General features: G+C 73.8%; 25 protein-coding genes and 1 pseudogene. 10 read left to right on the top strand and 16 right to left on the bottom strand.

From position 1 onward, the window contains the following. Positions 1-74 precede the first annotated feature (74 nt). Positions 75-500, bottom strand: coding sequence for an NUDIX domain-containing protein (locus ACFU7Z_RS12885; RefSeq protein ID WP_074005315.1), 426 nt, complete (start codon positions 498-500; stop codon positions 75-77). A 210-nt stretch (positions 501-710) separates the two neighbouring features. Between ACFU7Z_RS12885 and ACFU7Z_RS12880 the strand changes: the two genes are divergently transcribed. Then, a complete protein-coding gene (locus ACFU7Z_RS12880) occupies positions 711-1,814 on the top strand; it encodes an NADH:flavin oxidoreductase/NADH oxidase (RefSeq protein WP_380777539.1) in 1,104 nt (367 codons plus the stop codon). 1,045 nt (positions 1,815-2,859) lie between these two features. Here ACFU7Z_RS12880 and ACFU7Z_RS12875 read toward each other — a convergent pair. After that, positions 2,860-3,378, bottom strand: a complete 519-nt coding sequence (locus ACFU7Z_RS12875) for a hypothetical protein (RefSeq protein ID WP_380740472.1) — start codon at positions 3,376-3,378, stop codon at positions 2,860-2,862. Between the two features lie 262 nt (positions 3,379-3,640). Between ACFU7Z_RS12875 and ACFU7Z_RS12870 the strand changes: the two genes are divergently transcribed. From ACFU7Z_RS12870 to ACFU7Z_RS12860, 3 genes are all read left to right on the top strand, one after another. Further along, entirely contained in the window at positions 3,641-4,123 is a 483-nt protein-coding gene (locus ACFU7Z_RS12870) for a carboxymuconolactone decarboxylase family protein (RefSeq protein WP_380777538.1), read from the top strand. Between the two features lie 545 nt (positions 4,124-4,668). Next, positions 4,669-4,911 (top strand): hypothetical protein, encoded by a 243-nt coding sequence (locus tag ACFU7Z_RS12865; RefSeq protein WP_049649932.1) that lies wholly within the window; start codon positions 4,669-4,671, stop codon positions 4,909-4,911. A gap of 10 nt (positions 4,912-4,921) precedes the next feature. Then, a complete protein-coding gene (locus ACFU7Z_RS12860) occupies positions 4,922-5,677 on the top strand; it encodes a helix-turn-helix domain-containing protein (protein WP_380777537.1) in 756 nt (251 codons plus the stop codon). Between the two features lie 51 nt (positions 5,678-5,728). Here the strand turns inward: ACFU7Z_RS12860 and ACFU7Z_RS12855 are convergent, their stop codons facing one another. The 3 genes from ACFU7Z_RS12855 to ACFU7Z_RS12845 form a co-directional block, all read right to left on the bottom strand. Next, positions 5,729-6,142 carry a hypothetical protein gene (locus tag ACFU7Z_RS12855; protein ID WP_380777536.1) on the bottom strand — a complete coding sequence of 138 codons (414 nt, stop codon included), beginning with the start codon at positions 6,140-6,142 and terminating at the stop codon, positions 5,729-5,731. Positions 6,143-6,266: 124 nt separating this feature from the next. Further along, on the bottom strand, positions 6,267-6,482 hold the full coding sequence (locus ACFU7Z_RS12850; protein WP_380777535.1) for a hypothetical protein: 216 nt from the start codon (positions 6,480-6,482) through the stop codon (positions 6,267-6,269). A 4-nt stretch (positions 6,483-6,486) separates the two neighbouring features. Then, positions 6,487-7,497, bottom strand: coding sequence for a zinc-binding alcohol dehydrogenase family protein (locus ACFU7Z_RS12845; protein ID WP_380777541.1), 1,011 nt, complete (start codon positions 7,495-7,497; stop codon positions 6,487-6,489). Between the two features lie 209 nt (positions 7,498-7,706). On the opposite strand from ACFU7Z_RS12845, the gene ACFU7Z_RS12840 reads away from it, so the two are divergent. Next, positions 7,707-8,087 carry a winged helix-turn-helix transcriptional regulator gene (locus tag ACFU7Z_RS12840; RefSeq protein WP_380777534.1) on the top strand — a complete coding sequence of 127 codons (381 nt, stop codon included), beginning with the start codon at positions 7,707-7,709 and terminating at the stop codon, positions 8,085-8,087. Between the two features lie 435 nt (positions 8,088-8,522). Here the strand turns inward: ACFU7Z_RS12840 and ACFU7Z_RS12835 are convergent, their stop codons facing one another. Both ACFU7Z_RS12835 and ACFU7Z_RS12830 read right to left on the bottom strand, forming a co-directional pair. After that, positions 8,523-9,620 (bottom strand): sensor histidine kinase, encoded by a 1,098-nt coding sequence (locus tag ACFU7Z_RS12835; protein ID WP_380777533.1) that lies wholly within the window; start codon positions 9,618-9,620, stop codon positions 8,523-8,525. Between the two features lie 89 nt (positions 9,621-9,709). Then, positions 9,710-10,393 (bottom strand): response regulator transcription factor, encoded by a 684-nt coding sequence (locus ACFU7Z_RS12830; protein WP_380777532.1) that lies wholly within the window; start codon positions 10,391-10,393, stop codon positions 9,710-9,712. A 144-nt stretch (positions 10,394-10,537) separates the two neighbouring features. Here ACFU7Z_RS12830 and ACFU7Z_RS12825 point away from each other — a divergent pair, with 144 nt between their 5' ends. Continuing rightward, a complete protein-coding gene (locus ACFU7Z_RS12825) occupies positions 10,538-11,254 on the top strand; it encodes a M15 family metallopeptidase (RefSeq protein WP_380777531.1) in 717 nt (238 codons plus the stop codon). Positions 11,255-11,442: 188 nt separating this feature from the next. Further along, entirely contained in the window at positions 11,443-12,357 is a 915-nt protein-coding gene (locus ACFU7Z_RS12820) for an endonuclease/exonuclease/phosphatase family protein (RefSeq protein ID WP_380777530.1), read from the top strand. Between the two features lie 32 nt (positions 12,358-12,389). On the opposite strand, the gene ACFU7Z_RS12815 is transcribed toward ACFU7Z_RS12820, so the two are convergent. From ACFU7Z_RS12815 to ACFU7Z_RS12775, 9 genes are all read right to left on the bottom strand, one after another. Beyond that, positions 12,390-13,022 (bottom strand): SGNH/GDSL hydrolase family protein, encoded by a 633-nt coding sequence (locus ACFU7Z_RS12815; protein ID WP_380777529.1) that lies wholly within the window; start codon positions 13,020-13,022, stop codon positions 12,390-12,392. Between the two features lie 65 nt (positions 13,023-13,087). Beyond that, on the bottom strand, positions 13,088-14,284 hold the full coding sequence (locus tag ACFU7Z_RS12810) for an RNA-guided endonuclease InsQ/TnpB family protein (RefSeq protein WP_380777540.1): 1,197 nt from the start codon (positions 14,282-14,284) through the stop codon (positions 13,088-13,090). A gap of 281 nt (positions 14,285-14,565) precedes the next feature. Further along, positions 14,566-15,219, bottom strand: a complete 654-nt coding sequence (locus tag ACFU7Z_RS12805; protein WP_380777528.1) for a hypothetical protein — start codon at positions 15,217-15,219, stop codon at positions 14,566-14,568. Between the two features lie 232 nt (positions 15,220-15,451). After that, positions 15,452-16,474: a hypothetical protein gene (locus tag ACFU7Z_RS12800; protein ID WP_380777527.1), complete on the bottom strand. Its 1,023-nt coding sequence runs from the start codon at positions 16,472-16,474 to the stop codon at positions 15,452-15,454. Continuing rightward, positions 16,471-17,325, bottom strand: coding sequence for a hypothetical protein (locus tag ACFU7Z_RS12795; protein ID WP_380777526.1), 855 nt, complete (start codon positions 17,323-17,325; stop codon positions 16,471-16,473). Before ACFU7Z_RS12795 ends, ACFU7Z_RS12800 begins: the two co-directional genes overlap by 4 nt. Beyond that, on the bottom strand, positions 17,322-18,140 hold the full coding sequence (locus tag ACFU7Z_RS12790) for a hypothetical protein (protein WP_380740498.1): 819 nt from the start codon (positions 18,138-18,140) through the stop codon (positions 17,322-17,324). Before ACFU7Z_RS12790 ends, ACFU7Z_RS12795 begins: the two co-directional genes overlap by 4 nt. A 52-nt stretch (positions 18,141-18,192) precedes the next feature. Then, positions 18,193-19,107, bottom strand: a complete 915-nt coding sequence (locus ACFU7Z_RS12785) for a hypothetical protein (protein WP_380777525.1) — start codon at positions 19,105-19,107, stop codon at positions 18,193-18,195. 294 nt (positions 19,108-19,401) lie between these two features. Then, entirely contained in the window at positions 19,402-20,004 is a 603-nt protein-coding gene (locus tag ACFU7Z_RS12780) for a response regulator (RefSeq protein ID WP_380777524.1), read from the bottom strand. Beyond that, positions 20,001-21,260, bottom strand: a complete 1,260-nt coding sequence (locus ACFU7Z_RS12775; RefSeq protein ID WP_380777523.1) for a sensor histidine kinase — start codon at positions 21,258-21,260, stop codon at positions 20,001-20,003. The genes ACFU7Z_RS12780 and ACFU7Z_RS12775 overlap by 4 nt, the downstream gene beginning before the upstream one ends. Before the next feature lie 236 nt (positions 21,261-21,496). Here ACFU7Z_RS12775 and ACFU7Z_RS12770 point away from each other — a divergent pair, with 236 nt between their 5' ends. From ACFU7Z_RS12770 to ACFU7Z_RS12760, 3 genes and pseudogenes are all read left to right on the top strand, one after another. After that, positions 21,497-22,141, top strand: coding sequence for a hypothetical protein (locus tag ACFU7Z_RS12770; protein ID WP_380777522.1), 645 nt, complete (start codon positions 21,497-21,499; stop codon positions 22,139-22,141). A gap of 34 nt (positions 22,142-22,175) precedes the next feature. Next, positions 22,176-22,790 carry an RICIN domain-containing protein gene (locus ACFU7Z_RS12765; RefSeq protein WP_380777521.1) on the top strand — a complete coding sequence of 205 codons (615 nt, stop codon included), beginning with the start codon at positions 22,176-22,178 and terminating at the stop codon, positions 22,788-22,790. 114 nt (positions 22,791-22,904) lie between these two features. After that, positions 22,905-23,092, top strand: a pseudogene (locus tag ACFU7Z_RS12760) (ComEA family DNA-binding protein); the annotation flags it as partial.

Raw genomic sequence — 23,092 nt, 5'->3', positions numbered from 1 at the left:
GGCGGGGGCCGTCGCGGTCTGCGGGCCTGCGGGTCTTCGGGTCTCCGGGCCTCTGGGCGGGCCGGGCCTGCGGGTCAGGCCAGGTCGCCGCGTTCGCGCAGCAGGGGCAGGAGGTGGTCGCGGACGGCGGGGGCCAGGCGCAGGGTGTCGTCGCGGCCGTCGGTCCAGCGCAGGTCGGCGAGTTCGGCGGCGGGGACGGGCTCGCGGTCCAGGGTGGCGGTGAAGACGGTCATCAGCATGGGCACGCCTTCGAGGGCGGCGGTGGCGCGGATGTCGGTGAGGTGGCGGGGGTCGACCGGGGCCGCGCCGAGCTCCTCGCCCAGTTCGCGGGCCAGCGCCTGGAGGGCGTCCTCGCCGGGGTCGGGCTTGCCGCCGGGGAGGTAGAAGACCTCGGGGGCGGCCTGCTTGCTGACGACCAGGAGCCGGCCGTCCTGGATGATCGCGGCGGCGGCGACGGTGAGGGGCGTTTCCGGGATGCTGGTGGCTGCGGATTCGATCATGGAAGCGATTGTCGCAGGTGGGAGGGTGTCGGGAGGGCGCGCCGACGGGGAACCCTTGCGAGTCCGTGCGCACGCAACTATTGTTTACGAGTGTAAATGCAGCTGCAAAAGTTGCATGCTCGCCCTTGCATCGCCCTGCGTCCCTTGCTCCACCCCGCATCCTTGCTTCACCTGCGTCCTGGCGTCAGCCGACCCCACCGGGAGTCCGACATGAGCACCTCTCTCTTCGCCCCGCTCACCCTGCGGTCCCTGACCGTCCCCAACCGGATCTGGATGCCGGCGATGTGCCAGTACAGCGCGGCCCCGGACGGCGCCGCGGCCGGCGTCCCGACCGACTGGCACTTCACCCACCTCGCGGCCCGCGCCGCCGGCGGCACCGGGCTGATCATCACGGAAGCCACCGCGGTCAGCCCCGAGGGACGCATCAGCCCGTACGACCTCGGCATCTGGAACGACGAGCAGGCCGCGGCCTTCCGCCGGATCACCGCCTTCCTGAAGAGCCAGGGCACCGTCCCGGCCATCCAGCTCGCCCATGCCGGCCGCAAGGCCTCCACCGAGCGCACCTGGGTCGACCGCGGACGCCCCGTCGCCCCGGACGAGGAGCACGGCTGGACCCCGGTCGGCCCCGGCACCGAGGCCTTCTCCCCCGCCCACACCACGCCGGACGAGCTCACCGAGGAGCAGATCGGCGAGATCGTGCGGCAGTTCGCCGACGCCGCCCGGCGCGCGCTCGACGCAGGCTTCCAGGTCGCCGAGGTCCACGGCGCCCACGGCTACCTCGTGCACCAGTTCCTCTCCCCCCACACCAACCGGCGCACCGACGGCTATGGCGGCTCCTTCGAGGGCCGCATCCGCTTCGCGCTGGAGGTCGTCGACGCCGTCCGCTCGGTGTGGCCCGAGGACCTGCCGGTCTTCTTCCGCGTCTCCGCGACCGACTGGCTCACCGAGAACCCGGAGGACGACCGCGAGGGCTGGACCTCCCAGGACACCGTCCGCCTCGCCAAGGAGCTCCGGGCCCACGGCGTCGACCTGCTCGACGTCTCCACCGGCGGCCTCGTCCCCGACGCCCGGATCGAGGCCGCGCCCGGCTTCCAGGTGCCCTTCGCCGAGGCCGTACGCCGCGAGACCGACCTGCCGGTGGCCGCCGTCGGCCTGATCACCGACCCCGCCCAGGCCCAGACCCTCCTCACCGAAGGCCGCACCGACGCCGTCCTGATCGGCCGCGAACTGCTGCGCGACCCCTACTGGGCCCGCCACGCCGCCACCACCCTCGGCGCCGAAGTCACCACCCCCATCCAGTACCACCGCTCCTGACCCCCGCCCCACCCAGCGCAACGCGGGAAGTCGGCCCCACCGACTTCCCGCTCCACCTCGCGCGGGCACTTCCCCACCAACCGCCCGCGCACCCACCCCACCAACCGCCCAGCGCAGCACAGTGGGCCGTCGACCCCGTCGACTGCCCACTCCACCTCGCACGTGCACTTCCCCATCGACTGCCCTACCCGGCACGAGAAGTCGGCCCCGCCGACTTCCCACTCCGCCCCGCTCACCGCAGTCGCTCCACCAACTTCCCAACGCAGCACAGGAAGTCGAGCCCACCGACTTCCCACCCCACCTCGCGCAGGAACTTCCCCACCAGCCGCCCCGCACGCACGAGACCTTGGCCCTACCGACTTCCCACTCACCCGCCCACACATCCCCAGCCAACGGAGCAGGGGCGAGGGAGCAGAGCAGCGAAGCACAGGAAGTCAGCCCCATCGACTTCTCACTCCGATCCGCTCGCCGCAGCCATCAACGGACCAGCGCAGCGTGGGAAGTCGAGCCATCCGACTTCCCACTTCACCCGCCCTCACCCAGCGAAGCCGGAAGGGAACGGAGTCGCGCAGCACGAGAAGTCGGACCCGCCGACTTCCCACTCCAGCCTCCGTGCTCACCCGCCACGCCGCGCAGGCCGGGGCCCAAAAAGAGGGACTGCCAGCCAACCTGCGGGCGGACGAGCGAGGCTGACCGAGCTGCACCCGGCGAACATCGATGCGGCACGAGAAGTCGACCCCTCCGACTTCTCACTCCATTCCAACCCCCACCCCCACCCGGCAGAGCGATGTGGAGGGGTGATGGGAGTGCCGCACACAGGAAGTCGAGCCCGCCGACTTCTCAATCACCCCGCCCACATCCCCACCCAGCGGAGCAGGGGCGAGGGGTCCGGAGCAACGAAGCAGGAAGTCGGGCCCGCTGACTTTCCGCTCCGGCCCGCGCGCCCACCCTCCATTCTGTGCGGGCCGGGGCCCGGGGAACTGCGGGTGGGCGAGGGGTGGCGGGAGTGGCATGGCGTGGAAAGTCGGGGTGGGCGAGGGGTGGGTCAGGTGTTCTGCCGGCCCGGGATCTCGGTGGTGTCGGGGTCGATGGGGGTGGCGTCGCTCAGGTCTTCCACTCTCAGTGGCTGTTGGCCGTCGAAGACGACCGCGAGGCCGTAGGGGTCGCAGATGGGCAGGCGGCCTTCGGCGAAGTGGAGGTGCCACTCGTCGAGGTAGAAGTTGAGCTGGGGGGAGTCCAGTGGGAAGTCCGCGGCCGGCAGGCGGAGGTAGGGCTGTGACTCCGCTTCGGTGAGGCCGAAGAGCGCCGGGTCGGCCGCCACTGCCTCGCGCACGAAGTGGAGCGCCGTCTCGAGGTAGTGGTCGATCCTGCCGAGGACCTCGGCGACCAGGGGGAGGTCGGCCCGGTCGAGGTCGTCGGTGTCTTCGAGCAGGATGGTGGCCTCGACGGGGGCGCCGTACAGCGTGCTCCTCGGTGCCTGGTCGATGCTCCAGACTCTCAGGCCGTCAGGACCCCGGGAGGGGAGCAGCCGTCCGATGCCGTTGCGGAAGACGTTCGGGGGCACGGTGACTCCGTCTCGCGGGACTCGGGACTCTGGGCGCGGCCGCGGGGGCTGCGGCCGTTCCCTCGGATGGTACGGCCGCAGGAAATCTTTCGGCACAGTCGGGGCACAGTGATGGCATTTCAGGGGGTCTGGACCGCAAATTTTCCTGCGGGGCGGGATGCGTGTCGGATTTGATTTGGAGCGCACTCCAAGTTCTACGGTTTCTGCCGTGGTCGCCTCCGCACGTGGTCGGCGGCGCGGGAACGGGAGAGGAGCGGCGCCGATGAGCAGGTCCGCGCACGAGGCCGAGGTCCGCCGGGAGCGTTTCGCACGCGGGTTGGAGGTGCTGGAGCGGATCGACGGCGAGGTCGGGCGGCGGGTGGTGGACGCGCTGGGCGACGTCAGTCCGGAGCTCGGGCACCAGGTGGTCGCCTGGGGGTTCGGGGAGATCTACAGCCGGCCGGGGCTACCGCCGCGCGATCGGCAGTTGGTCACCCTGGGCATGCTCACCGCGCTCGGCGGGTGCGAGCCGCAGCTGGAGGTCCATGTCAACGCCTCGCTGAACGTCGGGCTCACGCCGCAGGAGATCGTCGAGGCGCTGCTGCACTCCGCCGGCTACTGCGGCTTCCCGAAGGCCCTGAACGCCACCTTCGTCGCCAAGAAGGTGTTCGGCGAGCGCGGCCTGCTGCCGGTCGCGGCGGACCGGCGGGACGACCAGCGGGAGGACCGGCCGACGGACCGGCAGGCGGGCCGGCCGACCGACTGACCGGCAGCCGGCCGACGGACCGACCGGCCCGGTGGTGCGGACTTCGGCGCGGCAGAAGGTGCCGCAGCTGGCCCGCCCTGCTGGAACAGGGCAAGCCGGATCCCCTGGGTGGTGTCGAGTGGCAACGGCCGGGGAGACCGCGTGCATGGGGCGCGACAGGCCAATGCCGCGCCGGGCCCTGGCGCCTCCGGCTCCTGGCCGGGGCTGGGCTGGTGCGGGGCGCTCACCCCGCCGATATCCACTGAGGATGGCGTTTCGATTTCCTCGCGGCAAGCCCGAAAGCGCGCGGGAGGTCGGACACGGCGGGCAGCGGGACCCGGGGGTGCGGACGGCCGGACGGCCATGAGCTGCGAATTCCTTCTGACGGTTTTTCAATTTCGACTGGGACAAGGCGAGAAACGGCGGCGTAAACCGTTGGACCGCCCCCGTGGTACACGGCGACCCTGTGCGTGGGTGTCCAGCCCGCCCGGCTCTGGAAGGCCGGACGGGCGCGTGAGGACCCCGGTCGAGTGGCAGCAACCGCAACCCAGCGAAGCGGAGACCGCATGGAACAGCAGTACACCCCGGCCGCGAACGCGGCGTGCGTCGAGGTCCGGACGGCCCCCGGCATCCCGGTGCCGGTCCCGGCCACCGTGCTCGTGGTCGTCGTCCTCCTCCTCACCACCGCCCTGACCACCCTCGGCACCCCCGCCCGCACCGCCGTCGCCACCCTGGCCGGCGCCGGACTGCTCGGCATAGAGCTGGTCCGCCGCCTGGCCGAGGCGCTCACCGTCCACCGGGCCCGCTAGGAGGCGGCCGGTGGGGCGCCTGAACAGCGCCCTGGCTGAGCAGGACAAGGAGGTCCGGACGCTCGCGCGGTGGCTGCGCGGACTGCGCGAGCGCTCCGGCCTCACCTACAGCCAGATGGCGTGCAAGACCGTCGAATTCACCCGGCCCGTCTCCCTCGCCACCCTCTCCCGCGCGGACGAGGGCCGTACGGTGCCGACCTGGCCGGTCACCGAGGCCTACGTCCGGGCCTGCGGCGGCTCGGTGCGCACCGCCGAGCGGCTGTGGCTGCGCGCCGACGCCCGCAGACCCGGCCGGAGGGGGAAGGTCGCGGGCTGCGGACCGGCCGCGCACCGGGCCCTGCGGTACGTCACGGAGCGTTCCGAACTGCTCGTCGCCATGCGGCGGTTGCGGCTGCGCGCCGGGAGCCCGACCCTGCGCGAGCTGGAGACCCGCGCGGTGCGGGGCGCGGTGAGCCACCTGCCGCGCAGCACCCTGCACGGGGTGCTGGCGGGCGAGCGGGACTGCACCGAGCGGGTCCTCGTCGAGTTCGTCCGGGCCTGCGGGGTGGACCCGGCGGAGGAGGACGAGTGGGTCGCGGCCCTGCGCCGCACCACCGGGGCGCCGCCCCCGCCGTCCTCCCAGCCCGACGCCCGCCGCCAACTCGCCGAGGCCCACGCGGAGATCCGGCACCTGCGCCGGGCCCTCGGCAGTCGCCCGGCGCAGGAAGTCGGCCCGTCCGACTTCCCGCGCCACACCGACCGGTTGGCGGGACGGTCCGTCCCCTGACCGGAGGCCCCGCCCGGCCTGCGGGAGCGGGAAGCCGGCCCGTCCGACGTGTCATGCCGTGGCCGGTGGCTCCTCCTCGGGCAGCAGGTACCGGCCGAGGTGCGCCGTGAGGAACGCGGCGATCGTCTCCGCGTCGGTGGACTCCGCGGGCAGGTCACCCGGGCGGGGCTGGTGGATCCTGATGAGTTCGTCCCTCAACCGGGCGTCGAGAAGCGGCGCTTGGTAGCTGTCGATGGTCCCGCGGTAGAACAACCAGTCGAAGATCCTGACGGCGGGGCAGCGGCCGGACTGCGGCTCGTCCGACAGGTGGCTGTCCCCCCAGGCGCCGACGTAGACGTAGTCCGCGCGCCTCAGGGCTCCGTCGAGGTGCGGGGTGGGGTGGTCCTTCAGGTTCCAGTAGCTGCGGGCTTCGGCTTCGGGTACGGGTTCCGGGAACGCGGCAAGCCAGAGACGGAACTCGAACACCGGAACAGCCTGGCAGACCCGCACCGGATCCACCGCCACTTCCGCTCCCCCGCTCCCCCACGCCCGCCGAGGGCGCCCGCGCCGGCACGGGCGGAACGGGGATCCGGCGGGCGGGGGGCGGGGGTCAGTCTCCCGGGCGGCGGCGCAGCCACCGGTAGAGCAGGGCGGCCGTGGCGGCGCCGGTGGCCAGGACGGCGGCGTCGAGCCCGGCGGGCACGGTCGGGTCCTGCCCGTGGTGCTGGTAGACGCCGGACAGCAGGGCCCGGGCGGCCAGGGCCGCCACCGCCCCGGCGCCGGTGGCGATGAGGGCCTCGATCTGGCCGGTGCGGCGGGAGGGCACCGGCTCAGAACCCGGTGAGGGTCGTCTTGCCGATCGCCGTACCGGACTCCTGGAGGCGGTGGGCCGCCCGGAGGTTGGCGGCGTTGACGGGGCCGAGGTCGCGGGTGGCGGTGGTGGTGAGGACGCCCGCGTCCACGAGGCGGGCGACCCGGTCGAGGATGCGGTGCTGCACCGCCCGGTCGGCGGTGGCGTGCAGGGAGCGGGTGAACATGAACTCCCAGTGGAAGGAGATGCTCTTGCCCTTGAGGACGCCGATGTCCAGGGAGTCGAAGTCGTCGACGGCGACGATGCCGCCGAAGGGCTTCAGGGCCTCGGCGTAGGCGGTGAGGTTGCGGTCGGTGGCGACGGTGCTGAAGACGTGGTCGAGGCCGCCGGGGGCGACCTCGACCAGCTGCGGGCCGAGCGGGCGGCTGTGGTCGATCACGTGGTCGGCGCCCATGCGGCGGGCGAAGTCGGCCGATTCCGGGCGGGACGCGGTGCCGATCACGGTCAGGCCGGTGAGGGCGCGGGCGAGCTGGGTGACGAGGGAGCCGACGCCGCCCGCGGCGGCGGTCACCAGCAGGGTGCCGCCCTGTTCCGGTCCGCCGGTGCCCAGGCCGAGGCGTTCGAAGAGGCCCTCCCAGGCGGTGAGCGCGGTCAGCGGGAGCGCTGCGGCCCCGGCGAAGGAGAGGGTGGCGGGCTTGCGTCCGACCAGGCGCTCGTCCACCGCGTGGTAGCGGGAGTCGGCGCCGGGCCGGTCCAGGGCTCCGGCGTAGTACACCTCGTCGCCGACCCGGAACAGCTCCGTCTGCGGGCCGACCGCGACCACGGTGCCGGCCGCGTCCCAGCCCAGCACCCGCGGCTCGCCGCCCGGGTCGGCGCTCTGGCGGACCTTGTGGTCCACCGGGTTGACGCCCACCGCCTCGACCCGCACCAGCAGGTCGTGCGGGCCCGGCCGGGGCACGGGCAGCTCGACGTCGAGCAGGCTCTGCGGGTCGTCGACCGGCAGGCTCCGGCGGTAGGCGACGGCGGGCATCGTCGCCGGGATCCCGGCGGTCTCGGGCGTCGGGGGCGTCGGGGGCGTCGCGGGCATGGCGGTCATCAGGGCTCTCCTCCTCGGGGCGCCCGGGGTGTCCGGGCACGTCGGAGACGGTATGCGGAAGGTAGTGGTTACCCGCAAGGACCATTGGTACCCGTTGGGTACCAAAGCAGTACCCGATGGGTACCAATGGGTACCATCGGCGCGTGACGACGACCCGTACGGCGAAGACCCACGCCCCCGACTGCACCGACCCCAAGTCCGTCTACGCCGCGGCCTGCCCCTGCCGCGACATGCTCGACCTGCTGGCCAACAAGTGGAGCGCCCTCGCCCTGGGCGCCCTGGAGGACGGCCCGCAGCGCTTCGGCGCGCTGCGCACCCGCCTGCAGGGCGTCAGCCCGAAGGTCCTCACCCAGACCCTGCGAAGGCTTGAGGAGCACGGCCTGGTCCACCGCGAGATCCACGCCGAGGTCCCCCCGCGGGTCGAGTACAGCCTCACCCCGCTGGGCGTGGACGCCTGCGCCCCGCTGGCGCACCTGCGCACCTGGGTGGAACGCAACATCGACCGCTTCCCCGTGACCGACTGAGGACGATCGGCGGCGGACGCCTGCGGTCGTGCTCGGCGACCGGTCGTACTCGGCGACGGCAGGCGGTACGGCCGTCCCGGTCGGGTTCGAGCGCGGCTTCAAGCGTTCGAGGTCGGCTCCGAGGACGCCTCCGCTCAGGGCCCGGACGGGGCGTCGACGGCCTTCGCCCTGCACCGCGGGCAGCTTCCGGGCCGCTTCCTCGCGACGAACGGATGCCGGTAGACCGTCACCCGGCGCCGGGGGATTCCGCAGAGCGTCGCCGGGCCGGCCAGGGCGTGCTCCAGGGCCGGGTCGCCCGTCTCCCGGCTTGCGGCGAAGCCCGTCGGAGCGAGCCCGAACGTGAACCGGAGGGACTGGAGGAAACGGAGGGAACGGAGGCGGCGACCGAGCTGCGGCATGGCCGCCACCTTCCCACACGGCTCTTTCACCGTGACGTCAACGAGAACCGGGCAGACCGGGCAGGCCCGGCAGGTCGAGGGTGACGCGAAGGCCGCCGGCGGGTTCGGGGGCGAGGTGGAGGGCCCCGTGGTGGGCGTCGGTGACGGCGGCGACGATGGCCAGGCCCAGGCCGTGGCCGCGGCGGGCCGGGTCGGTCTCGGCGGTGCGGCCGCGGCCGCGCAGGAACGGTTCGGTGAAGGTGGCCACGGCCTCCGCCGTCAGCTGGGGGCCGGTGTTGGCGACGGTCAGGCGTACCCGCCCGGGCCGTTCGGGGTCGGCCCCGGTGGCGACGGTGACCCGCCCGCCGGTCGGCAGGTTGTGCCGCAGGGCGTTGTGCAGCAGGTTGACGGCCGCCTGGCGCAGCAGGACGGGGTTGCCGGCGGTCGGGGCGGGGCGCAGGTCGGCGGTGAGGGTGACGCCGAGGGTCCGGGCCTCGTCGCGGACGGCGGCCAGTGCCTCGCCGGTGGCGGTGGCGAGGTCGGTGGGGGCGAGGTCGGGCGGGGCGTGGCCGAGGTCGGCGAGCTGGAGCAGGGCCTCGCTGATCTCGATGCCGCGCTGGTTGGTGTCCTGGAGGCGGCTGACGAGCCGGCCCCAGTCCTGGCCGGCCGGGTCGGCGGCGGCGACCTGGAGCATGGTGCGGGTGATCGCCAGCGGGGTGCGCAGTTCGTGGGAGGCGTTGGCGGCGAAGCGCTGCTGGGCCTCGAAGGAGTGCTGGAGGCGGGCGAGCATCTCGTCGAAGGCGTCGGAGAGGTCGGTGAACTCGTCGCGCGGCCCTGTGAGGGCGATGCGGTGTTCCAGTGCCCCGCCCGCGGCGCGGTGGGCGGCGCGGGTGATGTCCTGCAGCGGGCGCAGCACCCGGCCGGCGATCAGCCAGCCGCCGACCAGGCCGACGGCGGTCAGCAGGGCCAGGGCGTAGCCGCTGGCGGTGAGCAGGGAGCGCAGGATCTCCTGGCGGGAGGGGGCGTCGGAGCGGTAGCGCGGGTTGGAGGAGGTGAGGGGGTAGTTGGGCACGTAGCGCATGCCGACGTAGACGACGGCGAGGCAGAGGACGCCGGCGGTGACGGCGAAGAGGGTGTAGCTGAGGGTCAGGCGCATCCGGGCGGTCAGTCGGCGCGGGCGGGTTCCGGTGCGGCGTCCGCCCGTACGGCGCCCGGAGGCGGAAGAGGAGGGACCGGGGTCGGGGTTCACTGCGGGGTGCCTTCCTGGCGCGGGTCGGTGAGGCGGTAGCCCACGCCCGGCACGGTCTGGATCACCCACGGGTCGCCGAGGCGTTTGCGCAGGCCGGAGATGGTGATGCGGACCGCGTTGGTGAAGGGGTCGGCGTTCTCGTCCCAGGCGCGTTCCAGCAGGTCCTCGGCGCTGATGACGCCGCCGTGCGCCGCCATCAGGACCTCCAGGACGGCGAACTGCTTGCGGGACAGGCCCACGTAGCGGCCGTCGCGGTAGACCTCGCGGCGGAAGGGGTCCAGGCGCAGCCCGGCGTACTCCAGGACGGGCGGGGCGGCCTGGGCCGGGCGGCGGGCCAGGGAGCGCAGCCGGACGACGAGTTCGGCGAGGTCGAAGGGCTTGGTGAGGTAGTCGTCGGCGCCGAGTTCGAAGCCGGCGACCTTCTCGTTCAGGCGGGCGGCGGCGGTGAGCATCAGCACCCGGCAGCCCAGGCCCTGCCGGACGATGCTGCGGCAGACGTCGTCGCCGTGGGTGCCGGGGATGTCGCGGTCGAGGACGACGACGTCGTAGCTGTGGACGGCCAGGCGCTCCAGCGCCGCGTCGCCGTCGGTGACGATGTCGCAGGCCATCGCCTCCAGCCGCAGACCGGCCTGGACCGCCTCCGCGAGGTAGATCTCGTCCTCCACCACCAGGACCCGCACGTGCCGTTCTCCCTCGCTCCGCTGTTCGTACCCATTGGACCCGATGGGGCCTATCGAAAACGTATCGGCCTGCGCAGACGTCCTCGCAACACCGACTTTCCTCCAATGGTCCGGCAACGGACGAGCACCACCGGGAGGCAGGAAATGGACACGACGGACACCCCGACGGAGACGGGGACCAGCACGGCCACGGGCACGGAGACGAGGACGGGGACGGCCACGGAGACGAGGACGGGGACGGCCACGGGGACGACCGCGCGGAGCGGACGGCAGCGGCGGCTGGCCGCGGGCGCCGCCGCGACGGCGGTGCTGGCCCTGGCCGGGGCGTGCGCCTCCGACCCGCCGGGCACCGAGGCCGTCCTGCGCACCCTGGCGGCCACCGTCACCGCCCAGCCCGTCACCGCCCCGCCCGTCACGACGGAGGCGGAGGCGGACGGGGAGATACCCGACGGCCGGACGCTGACCCCCTCCGACACCGGCTCCCCCGCCGTGGGCAACCTGGACGGTCCGCTGCGCGAGGCCCTGCAGCAGGCGGCCGTCGACGCGCGGGCCAAGGGCATCGAGATGACCGTCACCTCCGGCTGGCGCAGCAAGGCCTACCAGCAGCGGCTGCTGGACCGGGGGGTGGTCACGTACGGGAGCCTGGAGCAGGCCCGGAAGTTCGTCAACACGCCGGAGAAGTCCGCGCACGTCAGCGGCAAGGCGGTGGACGTCGGCCCGACCAGCGCCGACTACTGGCTGATCCAGAACGGCGCCCGGTACGGGCTGTGCCAGGTGTACGCCAACGAGATCTGGCACTTCGAACTGCTCACGACGCCGGGCGGGACCTGCCCGGCGCCGCTGCCGGACGCCGCAGGGTGAGGGGGCGCGCCATGACCGCTTCAGCCGGTTCCGACACGCCCGCCGAGGCCGCCCGGCCGTCCCGGCGACGGGCCGCACCCGGGTGGTGGGCCGTACGCCGGTGGCTGGCCGCACCCGGGTGGCCGGCCGCACGAGGGCGACGGGCCGCACCCCGCTGGCGCGCCGTCCCCCGGTGGCGGCGCGGGCGCGTGCCCGCCGCGCTCGGGCTGCTCACCGCGCTCGCCCTGGGCGGCCACCGGCTGGTGCCGGAACTGGGCGTGGGCCTGGGCAGCCTGTGGGAGAGCGCCCTGCCCTGGAGCGCCCTGGTGGCGGTGGCGGCGCTGCTGTGCGCGGCGCTGCGCCGGGCACCGGCGGCGGCCTGCGCGGGCGGGGTGCTGGCGGTGGTGTGGGTGGTGGCGTTCGGGCCGCTGCTGCTGGGCGGCGGGGCTCCGGCGCACGGGGCGTCGACGGGCGGGAGCGGCGGGCCGGGGCTGACGGTGGTCACCCACAACGTGAACGCCGCCAACCCGGACCCGGCCGGCACCGCCCGCGCCCTGCTCGCCGCCAGCCCGGACCTGGTCGCGCTGGAGGAGGTCACCGACGCCGCCCTGCCCGCCTACCAGGGCGTGCTGGACAAGGCGCTGCCCCACCACGCCCGCACCGGCACTGTCGCGCTGTGGAGCCGCTACCCGGTGACGGAGTCCCGGCGGCTGGTCATCGACCCCGGCTGGAACCGCTCCCTGCGGGCCGAAGTCAGCGCCCCCGGCGGGCCGTTGGCCGTCTACGTCGCCCACCTCGCCTCGGTGCGGATGACCGCCACCGGCTTCGCCACCGCCCACCGCGACCGCGACATCGCCGCCCTCGGCCAGGCCCTGGACGCCGAACCGCTGCGCCGGGTCCTGCTGCTGGGCGACCTCAACACCGCCGCCGACGACCGCGCCCTCGCCCCGCTCACCAGCCGCCTCACCCCCGCGCGCAGCGGCTTCGGCTTCAGCTGGCCGTCCGCCCTCCCCCTGGCCCGGATCGACCACATCCTCACCCGCGATCTCCCCGCCACCGCCACCTGGACCCTGCCCGCCACCCCCAGCGACCACCGCCCGGTGGCGGCACGGCTGCGGGGGTGACGGCGGGGGCCCGGCGGCAGGCCCGCGCCCGGTCAGGCGACCAGCCGAAGCCAGGCCGCCGCGAGGGCGGCGTGGCCGGCCGGCGTCGGGTGGACGCCGTCCTCGGCCCAGTGCTCGGCTCCGGCCGTCGCGGCGAGTTCGGCGAACCTGCCGTCGGCGGCGAGCAGGTGGGCCCCGTAGCGGCGGGCGAGCCTGCGGACGGCCTGGATCTTCGGGTCCAGGTCGGCGCGCCACTGCTCGCGTTCCTTCTCGCCGATGAGCGCGGCGCCGGCCTCGACGGTGCCGCGGATCGGCAGGAGGAACGGCTCGATGAGGACGAGTTCCGTGCCCGCTTCGGCGAGGGGCGCGAGGAGGCGGTCGTAGCCCGCCTCGAAGCGTTCGGCGGGGATCGGGTACCCCCGCGGGTCGAGGATGTGCCGGCCCGCGTCGTTGACCCCGACGAGGATCGAGACGACGTCCGGGCGCGCGTCGAGGACGTCCGCATGCCAGCGGGCTTCCAGGTCCGTCACCTTGTCGCCCGCGTTCGCGGTGTTCAGCCAGGTCACCGGCCGGTCGGGGTGGCGGTGGGCCCACTCGCCGGCGACCCGCAGCGGGTAGCCGTGCCCGAGGCCGTCCCCGCTCTCCCGGCGGCGGCAGTCGGTGGTCGAGTCGCCGGTGAACAGCACGGTGATTCCCGGCCGGAGGGTGATCGTCGTGACTCCTCCCCCGGCTGAAGCCGGGGGCTTTCTCGCTAGCCCTTCCGGGCGTTGCGACGGGCCAGCCCGGCCCGTAGAACATTGACGGCTCCCACCGTGTCGGAGTGTGCCCGGTGGGCGCAGCCGGTGCAGTGGAAGGTGTCCTGGGTGGGCCGGTTCTCCGCCGTGGTGTGTCCGCATGCGGGGCACGTCCGGGAGGTGTTGCGGGGGTCCACGGCGATCACTTCCCGTCCGGCGCTTTCAGCCTTGGCGTGCAGGATCGTGAGGAACACCCCCCATCCGGCATCCGATATCGAGCGGTTGAGTCCGGCCTTGGCCGCAGCCCCGTTCGGCAGGAACGCGCCTGCCTGTTCGGGGTCGGGTTTCGGCGCGGGGGCCTTGACCATGTTGCGGATCTTGAGGTCTTCGTGCGCGATCAGATCATGCGCGCGGACCAGTCCGAGGGCGGTCTTGTGGGCATGGTCGAGCCGTTGACGGCGGACCTTACGGTGCAGCCCGGCCACGGTCTCCACAGCCTTGCGGCGGCGATTGCCACGGCGCTTGCACCGACTGAGGGCCTGCTGAGCGGCTTCGAGCTTCGCGGCGGCCTTCCGGCCGTGGCGGGGGTTGGCAACGAACTCGCCGTCGGAGTCGGCGAGGAAGTTGGCTATGCCCATGTCGATGCCGACCACGCTGCCGGTCGCGGGCAGCGGATCGGGCCGGGCCTGCTCGGCAGTCAGCACCACGTACCAGCGCTTGCCCTCACGCTTGACGGACACGGTCTTGACCGTGCCGACCGCACGGTGCCGATGCACCTTGACGTGGCCGACGCCCTGGAAACGGACACGGGTCACCGGGTCGTGCGGGGTCGAGTCCCAGCGGCAGCCGTCACCGTTTCTGGGGAAGTCCACCGTGTCGAACCGGTTCACGCCCCGAAAGCGCGGGTAGCCGGGTTTCTCGCCGGACTTGACCCGGCGGAAGAACGCGGCGAACGCCTTGTCCAGCCGTCGAAGCGTGGCCTGCTGGGAGGAGAAGGACCACCGGCCCTGACACTCCGGGTCGAACGCCCGGATCTCCTTGAGCTGCGCGGACTGCCCGCCGTAGCGGACCGTCGTCCTGGAGACATGCCGCCAGGCATCACGTCGTTCCTGCAACGCCCCGTTGTAGAGCGAGCAGTGGTCCCGCAGCATCTCAGCCAGTGCCTGCTGCTGGCCCACGGTGGGCCGTATCAAGAACTTGTACGCACGAATCAACACGACCCACCCCCTCCACCGCCTCGACCATCAACATGCCACACGCCGCTGACAGAAGACACCACGAGCGTCCCGCTGCGCAGGGACGTGGCGGCGCTCCGCGCCGCCGATCTCAGGATCGGATTCCCTCCCCGGCTGAAGCCGGGGATACCCTCCGAAGATCAGGGATGGGTGCTCCTCGCGAGGGGTTGGTCCGGACCTCTCGAAGGTGCCGGGCCGCACTGTCACCGCGCTGACGTCAACCTTCATCTCACCTGCGGGAACCGTGAGATGACGATGTGTCAGCCGACGGGGACGGCGTCCTTCGGCAGGGTGTGCCAGTTGGTGACGACCGGCTTGTCGACCGGGGTGGTGCCGACGGGGATGCTCACCGGGTTCGGGTCGGGGGTGCCGATGCCGATGATGACGTCGGTGTACTGGACCGCCTGGTTGCCCTTGGTGGTCTTGGTCATGATGCCCGCGTACACGGTCTTGGCGCCGCTCAGGGTGATCTGCTCTCCCGCCCCGTGCTCGAAGGCGGCGGCCTCGATGCCGCCCGAGCCGAACGCGATGACGGGGTGGCCTGCGGGGAGCGTGCAGGTGATGCCCGACTTGGCCTTGGCGCTGATCAGGAGGTAGCCGCCGGCCTGGGTTTCGGCCTTCGCGCCGAAGTCCAGGTCGTTGGCACCGCAGACCTGGCCGTACCCGCTCTTGTCGCCGGGCGCGGCGGATGCCGAACCGGCGGGCGCGGCAGGGGACTTGGGCGGGGCGGTCTTCGTCGGTGCGGCTCCGGCCGGCGCGGCCGTGGCGGGCGCGGCGGGCTCGGAGGGCGCGGCGGCCTTGGTCACGGGGGCGGTGGGGGCGGCCGCGTCGCTGTTGTCCGGTCCGCAGGCCGTGGCGGTGGCGGCGATCGCCGCGACGGCGGCGGCGGTGAGGGCGAGGCGGCGCGTGCGCATGGGGGTCTCCTGCTGTCGTCCCGGCGGTGCGGTTCACCGGCGTGCGATCACCGTACGGGCGGGTCGTTCACGGGCCGGTGCGGGAAATATCCCGATCCTGTCCCAGAAGGCCTGCGCCAGAAGGCTTGTGTCAGAAGGCCTGTACGGACGGGGTGTTGGACGACGCGCGGGCGGGGAACGCCGCCGGGCCGGCCCCCGCAGGGAGGGGGCCGGCCCCGTGGAACGGGGCGGGTCAGCCGAGCAGTTCGCCCTGGAGGGTGACGACCTGCCGGAAGGGCGCGGTGGGCACGCCGGCGGGGTTGGTCATGGTGATGACGGCGACGACGTCGGCGGCCGAGAGGTAGGCGACGCGGGCGGTGGGGGCGCCCTTGGTGCCGGCCGTGGTGGACTCCACGAGGGTCAGGCTGCTGCCGTCGAGGGCGTCCCAGTCGTCGTGGGGGGTGCCCTTGGTGGAGGGTGCGGCCTTGGGGCCGCCCTTGGAGCGCACGTCGGCGAAGGCGCCCCAGGACTCCCGGACGGAGCCGAAGCGCAGCAGCCGGATCTGGGTGCGGGTGCCGTCGGAGGCGGTCCACTCCCGGACGGTGGCCGCGCGGCAGGCGTGCTCCAGCAGCACGGAGCGCATCTTGACCGGGTCCTGCTGCTCGTCGGCGATCGCGTCGCAGGGCACCCACTGGCCGAACGCGGAGCCGGGGGCGGAGCCGGCGGCGGAGGCGGAGGCGCCGGCGGACGCGGAGGCCGAGGGCGCCGGGGAGGCCGGGGCCGACGGGGAGGCGGTCGGCGAGCCCGAGGGGGCGGCCGCGGTGGGCGCCGGGAAGACCGGCGGGGTCAGCGAGCCGCCGGCCTCCTTGGGCGCGGGCAGCAGCAGGTGGCGCAGGTCCGCGTGGTGCGGGGACTTGCCCTTGTCGTCCGGGGCCTCCTGGCCCGCGGGCAGCGGAGGCAGCGTCAGCGGCGCGAAGGTGTAGCGGCCGTCGCTCGCGGTGGCCAGGCCCGGCAGGTCGGTCCGGTCGGGGGCGGTGACGGCCAGCGCGCTGCCGGTGCCGGCGAGGGCGAACACCAGGACGGCGCCGCTCCAGCGCACCGCGGCCTTGCGGCGCCGGGTGCGGCGGGCCTCCTGCTCGGCGAGGGCCGCGGGGTCCTCGGCGGCGGCGAAGGGCTCGGCGACGGGCGCGGCGAGCGCCTCCAGGACCGGATCGGCCCCCTTCCCGGGCACGGGCGCGTTCGCGGGCGCGGGCGGCGGGGTGGCGTGGTCGGTCATACGGAGGCTCCGGGGCGGGCGAGGCGGTCGAGCTGGAGGGTGAACAGGGCGACGATCTTGTCCTTGGGCAGCGGCGCCACGCCCTCGGCGCTCATGACCACCAGGAGGTCGCCCTCGGCGGCCGAGCACTCCAGGTAGTCGATCGGCGCGGACGGCGGCGCCGGCATCAGGTAGCAGTGCGCCTCGGGGTGCCCGGGGACGGCCGGGCCGACCCGGAACAGGCCGGTGTCGCCGGTGAAGACCGCGGTGTACTCGTTGATCCGCTGCACTTCCTGCTGGTTGAACTGGCGCAGCTTCAGGCCGATCACCAGGTCGTCCCCGTCGGCGAGGTAGGTGCGCACGCCGGAGGCCTTGACGTGCATGCCCTCCCAGTAGGAGCGCATCTTGTCGCGCTTGTCCTTGGGGAGCTGCTGGAGGTCGGCGTCCATCTCGGCGGACAGCTGCTCGCCGTTCTGCTCGCTGTCGTGGCCGTAGCCGCCGTCGTCCGGGCCGGGCCGGTAGCCGGCCGGGACGGGCAGCAGCAGGTCGCGCATCGAACCGAAGTGGCTGCCGTTGGACTTGGCGCCGTACGGCGTGGCGGTCGCGGTGGGGGTTGGAGCGGTGGACGGGGCGGCGGCGGTGGCCGGCGCGGGGTCGTCGTACTGGGTCTTGATGATGCCGACGCCGACGGCCACACCGACCAGCGCGGCGGCGGCGGTCGCGGCCCCCGCGCGCAGCAGGCGGCGGGAGGCGGGGCTCGGGCCTGCGGGCGCGGCGGGGCCTGCGGGCGCGGCGGACCCGATGGGCGAACCCTCGGGTGCCGGTTCGGGCGCGCCCGGGGCGGCGGCGGTGGTCATGGTGTCGTCGTTCACGCGAGCCGCTCCCACTGCCGCTTGGCGAGGTCCTTGAGGGTGTCGGGGTTCACCGGCTTGGTGTCGAGGACCTCGATCGTCATCTGCACCGACCCGCGCTTGGCGCTGGCCCCGCCGTAGTAGTACTGCTCGGTGCTCTCGGCCCAGTGGCTGGGCACGGTGTCCACCTTGTAGCCGCCGCTGGCGCCCTCGGCGAACGGCAGCGGCCAGTAACCGGGACCGGTCTTCGCCTCGTCGGAGCGGTCCTCGGTGAACTGGACCAGCTGGACGCGGTAGAAGACGCCGTCCTTCTTCCAGTCCACCTCGGCCGCGCGCCGGAAGCCGCGCGAGGCGAAGTCCTTGAACCTCTTGGCCGAACCGCCCTTCTCCTCGGCGAGTTCGCCGATCGAGATCCAGCTCGGCTTGTCCGGGTGGTCGTCCCAGGGGGCGCTGCCCTCGGGGGCGCCGATCAGCAGCTTGGTCAGGTCGCCGTCGATGCCGATCGGCGCGGGCTGCTCGGCGGCGAGGGCGGCCGGGTCGACCCGCTCGGCCGGGTAGGCCGGGCGGGCGGCCTGGAGCGGCGGCAGCGGCGTGGGCGGGCGCTGGGCCTGCACGGCGTAGCCGACGCCGCCGCCGGCCAGGGTGCCCAGCACCAGGGCGCAGGCGGTCAGCAGCACGGGGCGGGGGCGGCGCGGGCCGCGCGGGGCCTTCGGGGCGCCGGCCTCGGGTGCGAACGGCGCGGCGGGTACGGCGGGTTCGGGCGCGACGGGCGGTGCGGCGGGCGGCGGCGGAACGGCGGGCGCGGCGGGCACCGGCTCCGCGGGTTCGGTGGTCACGGAAGTGGCTCCAGAGGAGGAGGAAAAGGACGGGGAAAGGGCGGAGCCGGGCTCAGCCGCCGGTGGTGAGCCACTCGCGCTGGCGCTTCATCAGCTCGTTCAGCAGCGCCTTGTCGGGCGTCCCCTTCACGTCGACGTCGATCGTGTACTGGACGTCGCCCTGGCTGGAGATGCCGCTCATCGAGCCGGTGTAGGCCTGCTGCTTGGGGGCCTTCAGGTAGCCGCGGCCGCCGGAGTCGCCGTCGATGTCGAACGGGTCCAGCGACTTGATCTTGTAGTTCTTGGCGAAGTCGGACGCCATCGCGGTGGAGCCGAACTTCAGCAGGGTGACGGTGACTTCGGCCTTGCCGTCGGCGGTCCGGTACATCCGGTTCGCGCCGCCCTTGTAGCCGTAGGACTTGAGGATGTCCATGATGCCGTCCTGCTTGCCGAAGAGGTCGGCGACGTCGTCGTCGCTCATGGCCATCCCGTCCACGGGCCCGTAGGACTCGCCGCCGGCCGGGATGGGGAGCAGGAAGTAGCGCAGGTCGCCCTCGTGCTTGCCGCTGCTGACGGTGCCCTTGACGGTGCTGGCGGGGGCGGGCTCGGCGGGGACGGCGGTGGGCACCGGGACGGGCGCGGCCGAGGGCGTCGCGCTCGCGGCGGCGCTCGCGCTCGCGGTCGCCTTCGACGGGGCCGGGGCGACCGCGGCGACCGGGCGGGTGTCGGGCTTGCCGACGGCGACGGTCACGGCGGCGCTGGTCGCGGTGACGGCGAGCAGTCCGGCGGTGGCCAGTGCGACGCCGACGGCGCGCGGCAGCCGGCGCGGGGCCTGCTCCGGTGCGGGCGGCGCGACGGCGCCGGCCTGGGCGTCGGGCGCGGCAGCGGCGGGCGCGGCGATCTCGGGAGCGGCGGCCCCCGGCGCGGCGGCCGGCTCGGCCGGTGCCGGAGGTCCGGCGGCGGCGCCCTCGTTCTCGGGCTCAGGCAAGGAAATCCCCCCAGTGAAGAATGCGGAATCCCACGCGCGGGCTCCTCACGGGAACCACTCCCCCAGCGGGTTCTCCGGGCATTCCGTCACGCGTGTCGGCAGGAATTATGAAAGGCCGCCGACACCACTGCCAAAACAATCAACCGCCACACTTTCCCCCAATGTTCGACGAATCGGACACACCGTGATCGAACCGCAATGGGCGCTGTCCTGCGGTGATGACGCTGTGTCGACACATCGATTCGAACACGGCCTACTTCCGCCCCGCCGGTTCAGGGGGCCGGACCGGTGCCGTCAGATCCACCCTTCCTCCCAGGCCCGCCGCGCCGCCTCGTGGCGGGTGCGCACGGCGAGCTTGGTGATGGCCCCCGAGAGGTAGTTGCGGACGGTGCCGGGGGCGAGGTGGTGCTGCTCGGCCAGCGCGCTGATCGGCTGGCCCCGGTGGACGGCGCGCAGCACGTCCAGTTCGCGCGGGGTCAGCGGGCAGGGCGTCTCGGTGAGGGCGTGGGTGGCGAGCCGGTGGTCGATGTAGCGGCCGCCGCCGTGGACGTCGCGCAGGATGTCGGCCAGTCGGGTGGCGGGGGTGGTCTTGGGCACGAAGCCCTGGATGCCCGCCGCCAGTGCCCGGCGCAGTACGCCGGGCCGGGCGTGGCGGGTGACGAGGACGACGGGGACGGGGTGGCGGCGGCGGATGGCCTGGGCGGCGCCGACGCCGTCCAGGTGGGGCATCTCCAGGTCCAGCAGGGCGATGTCGACCGGGTGGTCGGCGGCGGCCCGGACGGCCGCGGGGCCGTCGCAGGCCTGGGCGGCGACGGTCAGGTCGGGTTCGAGGTCGAGGAGCGCCGCGAGGGCGCCGCGGGTGAGGTCCTCGTCCTCGGCGAGCAGGATGCGGATCACGCGGGGGCCTCCCGGTCGGTGTGGCCGGCCAGTTCGAAGCGGCCGTCGGGGTGGGTGGTGGTGCCGACGTGCCCGCCGATGGCGTGGAAGCGTTCCCGCAGCCCGGCCAGGCCGCTGCCGTTACCACTGCCGCTGCCGCCGCGGTCGGTGGCGGGGTGCGCCGGGGCGCCGTCGTTGCACAGCAGGACGCGGACCCGGCCCGCGTCCGCGGTGACGGTGATCCGGCAGTGCCGGGCGCGGCTGTGGCGCAGGATGTTGGTGACGCCCTCGCGGACCAGGGCGGCGAAGGCCGGCTGGAGCTGGTGCGGGACGCGTTCGGCGTCGCCGTCGACGGCGGTGCGGATCCCGGCGGCCTCCAGGAGCCCTACGGCGTTGGCCAGTTCGGTGCCCAGGCTGGCGCTCCGGTAGCCGTGGACCACGGCCCGGGACTCCTCCAGGGCGGCGCGCGCCAGTTCGGTGATCTCCCGGAGCTGGGCGCGCGCCTCGTGGTCGCTGCGGCCGATCAGCCGCTCGGCCAACTCCCCCTTGAGCGTGATGGCCTGGAGCCGGTGGCCCTGGAGGTCGTGCAGGTCCGCGGCGAAGCGCATCCGCTCCTCCGCCACAGCCAGGTCGGCCGTGGCTTCGCGGACCTGCTCGGCCTCCAGCACCGCCCGCCACAGCCGGAGCAGGACCAGCTCCACCGCGGCGACGAACAGCAGCATCCCGGCGCCGGTCGCCGCCGGTACCCCGGGCAGGAGGCCGGGGGTCTCGTGGCGCCACTGCGCCACCGCCTCGCCCAGCACCGCGCAGACCAGTGCGACCGCCGTCAGCAGCCGGCGCCGCGCCCGGGCCGGCAGTGACAGGGCCAGGGCCGCCGTCATGGCCCCGGGCACCATCGCCCAGTCGAGCGCGGTGTACGGACGGTCCGCCATCTCGCCCCAGGTGGCGACCGCCACCGCCAGCAGCGCGAGGCTCCACCGCCACTCGGCCGCGGAGGGACTGCGGGGGCCGTACCCCTGTCCCTCCGGCGGGCCGGCACCGGGCTCCCGGCCCACGGCGCGAGGCGGCACCGCCCGGCGGACGAGCCGGGTGTGCTGGACCAGGACGGCGACGATCACCGGGGCCGTCAGCGCGGTACGCACCGGGTCCAGGTTGAAGACGACGTCGTTCGCGGCCAGCAGCAGCCACATGGGCCCCAGGGCGAGCAACGTCCGGCGGGTGAGGAGGCCCAGCCGACCCGGATCGACCACACCGGCCACCGCGAATGAGGTGCTCATGTCCGGCCAGCGTAGAGGCCGTCGCCGCGCCCTGTCTGTAGCCGAACCAGCCAATAGATCATGACAGTTGTCATAAACCGACCGTGACACCGCCCGGCCGGTTCATGGCATCAGCCACTACTGGCGACCGGCGCGCGCCCGCGAGACTCTCCACCGTCTCTCCACGGGGTGCGCGCCCGGGCTTCGCCGCGTGCACACCCTCCCCCTCACTTTCCACGACCGCTCCAGGAGCACGGATGACCATCGCCCGCAGGACCCGCCGGCGCCGCACCCTCGCCGCCTCCGCCACCACCGCCCTCGCCGTCGGGCTGCTGAGCCTCGGCGCGGCACCGGCCGCCCACGCCGACACCCTCCCGACCCTCTGCAACCCGGCCGTGGACCGCACCACGACCGAACCCGTCAACGTACAGGTCACCCCGCTCGTCACCGACTTCCTGATCTACAACGTCGCCCCGGGGAGCACCGGGCACCACAGCGACATCCTGACCCGGGTCAACTCGGCGACCACCACCGTCGACAACAAGACCGAGATCACCGCCACCGCGAGCGCGCTGTTCCTCAAGGTCGAGGTGAAGGTCGGCTTCTCGGTACAGAAGACCACCTCCAGCACCACCAGCACCACCGTCAGCGACACCTGGGACCTCGTCGATCCCGGCCGCTACGGCCTCTACCGCGGCACCCGGGTCGTCACCGGCCAGTACGTCAACCGCATCTGCGCCCAGACCGGCGGCCCCAACACCGGCATCTGGGTCACCACCTCGCCGTCCCCCGGGACCTTCACCACCTACGAGTCCCCGGAGATCGGCTCGGTCCGCTGCGCGCCCGCCGAGGCCGCCGGCACCGTACGCCGCGCCGCCCAACTCCTCATCAGCAGCTGCTGACCGTCCCGCCGACCCGACAGCCCTTGGAGATCCCGTGACGAACCCGCACCGCACCACCACCCGCCGGGGCGCCGCGCTGCGCGCCCTCGGCGCCACCGCCCTCGCCTCGCTGTCCGGCCTGACCCTGCTCGCCGCCCCCGCCTCGGCCGCCACCCAGGGCCTGGCCTCCAGCGAGTGGCACGGCTACGTCTGCGACGACGGCTACTACCGGATCAGGACGCCCTTCAACCAACTCGTCGAGCGCAACCAGTACAGCGCCTGGGGACAGGCCATCCAGAACCCCGACACCGGCGCCTACAACCAGCAGTGGAAGCTCTGCCACTACAACTCCGACAACCAGTCGTTCATCTTCCGCAGCCGGCAGAACGAGGGCGACTGCCTCGGCGTGTGGAAGCAGAACCCGAACGACGGCGCCACCGGCGGCGAGGGCGCCAATCTCAACCTCTTCGACTGCCAGGGCTGGATCTACGGCAACCAGATCTTCCACTTCCTGTACCCCAACCCTGGCAACACCAGCCAGGTGATCCTCAGGCTCGCGCACAGCGGCTTCTACGCGGCCCTCGGCGACCAGTCCGGCAGCGCCGGCTCGGCCATCGCCCAGTACTCCGACCGGGTGGCCGTGTTCACCCTGGAGCACCTCGCTCCCTGACGTCCCCGTGGCCGTACGGGCCGGGCCGGGCGGCGGTCCGGGCCCGAGGGCGGACGGCTGCGCCTACCGTTGGACCGTGGACGGACAGAACCGCGAACGCTGGCGGCGCTGGCCGTGGTGCTGGTGGTGGCGGCCGGATTCGCCGCGCACCACTACTGGAGCGGCCGGCCGAGTACGGTCACGGCGAGCACGGAGCTGGTCGCCCTGCCGTCTCCGGCCGCGTCCGCTGCCGGGGTGGGGGAGAACACCGGGGCGGGGGAGGCGGCCGGCCAGGCGAGCGACCCGGCCACGCTGGTCGTCGA

Source organism: Kitasatospora sp. NPDC057518 (assembly GCF_042802075.1).
Lineage (GTDB): Bacteria > Actinomycetota > Actinomycetes > Streptomycetales > Streptomycetaceae > Kitasatospora.
Note: the sequence above shows the minus strand (reverse complement) of the source record. Positions and strands in the feature narration are given on the sequence as shown.

Excerpts from the sequence above, each read along its gene's own strand:
- ACFU7Z_RS12885 (WP_074005315.1), bottom strand. The coding sequence starts at position 500 with ATGATCGAATCCGCAGCCACCAGCATCCCGGAAACGCCCCTCACCGTC.
- ACFU7Z_RS12880 (WP_380777539.1), top strand. The coding sequence starts at position 711 with ATGAGCACCTCTCTCTTCGCCCCGCTCACCCTGCGGTCCCTGACCGTC.
- ACFU7Z_RS12870 (WP_380777538.1), top strand. The coding sequence starts at position 3,641 with ATGAGCAGGTCCGCGCACGAGGCCGAGGTCCGCCGGGAGCGTTTCGCA.
- ACFU7Z_RS12865 (WP_049649932.1), top strand. The coding sequence starts at position 4,669 with ATGGAACAGCAGTACACCCCGGCCGCGAACGCGGCGTGCGTCGAGGTC.
- ACFU7Z_RS12845 (WP_380777541.1), bottom strand. The coding sequence starts at position 7,497 with ATGCCCGCCGTCGCCTACCGCCGGAGCCTGCCGGTCGACGACCCGCAG.
- ACFU7Z_RS12835 (WP_380777533.1), bottom strand. The coding sequence starts at position 9,620 with ATGCGCCTGACCCTCAGCTACACCCTCTTCGCCGTCACCGCCGGCGTC.
- ACFU7Z_RS12825 (WP_380777531.1), top strand. The coding sequence starts at position 10,538 with ATGGACACGACGGACACCCCGACGGAGACGGGGACCAGCACGGCCACG.
- ACFU7Z_RS12805 (WP_380777528.1), bottom strand. The coding sequence starts at position 15,219 with ATGCGCACGCGCCGCCTCGCCCTCACCGCCGCCGCCGTCGCGGCGATC.
- ACFU7Z_RS12800 (WP_380777527.1), bottom strand. The coding sequence starts at position 16,474 with ATGACCGACCACGCCACCCCGCCGCCCGCGCCCGCGAACGCGCCCGTG.
- ACFU7Z_RS12775 (WP_380777523.1), bottom strand. The coding sequence starts at position 21,260 with ATGAGCACCTCATTCGCGGTGGCCGGTGTGGTCGATCCGGGTCGGCTG.
- ACFU7Z_RS12770 (WP_380777522.1), top strand. The coding sequence starts at position 21,497 with ATGACCATCGCCCGCAGGACCCGCCGGCGCCGCACCCTCGCCGCCTCC.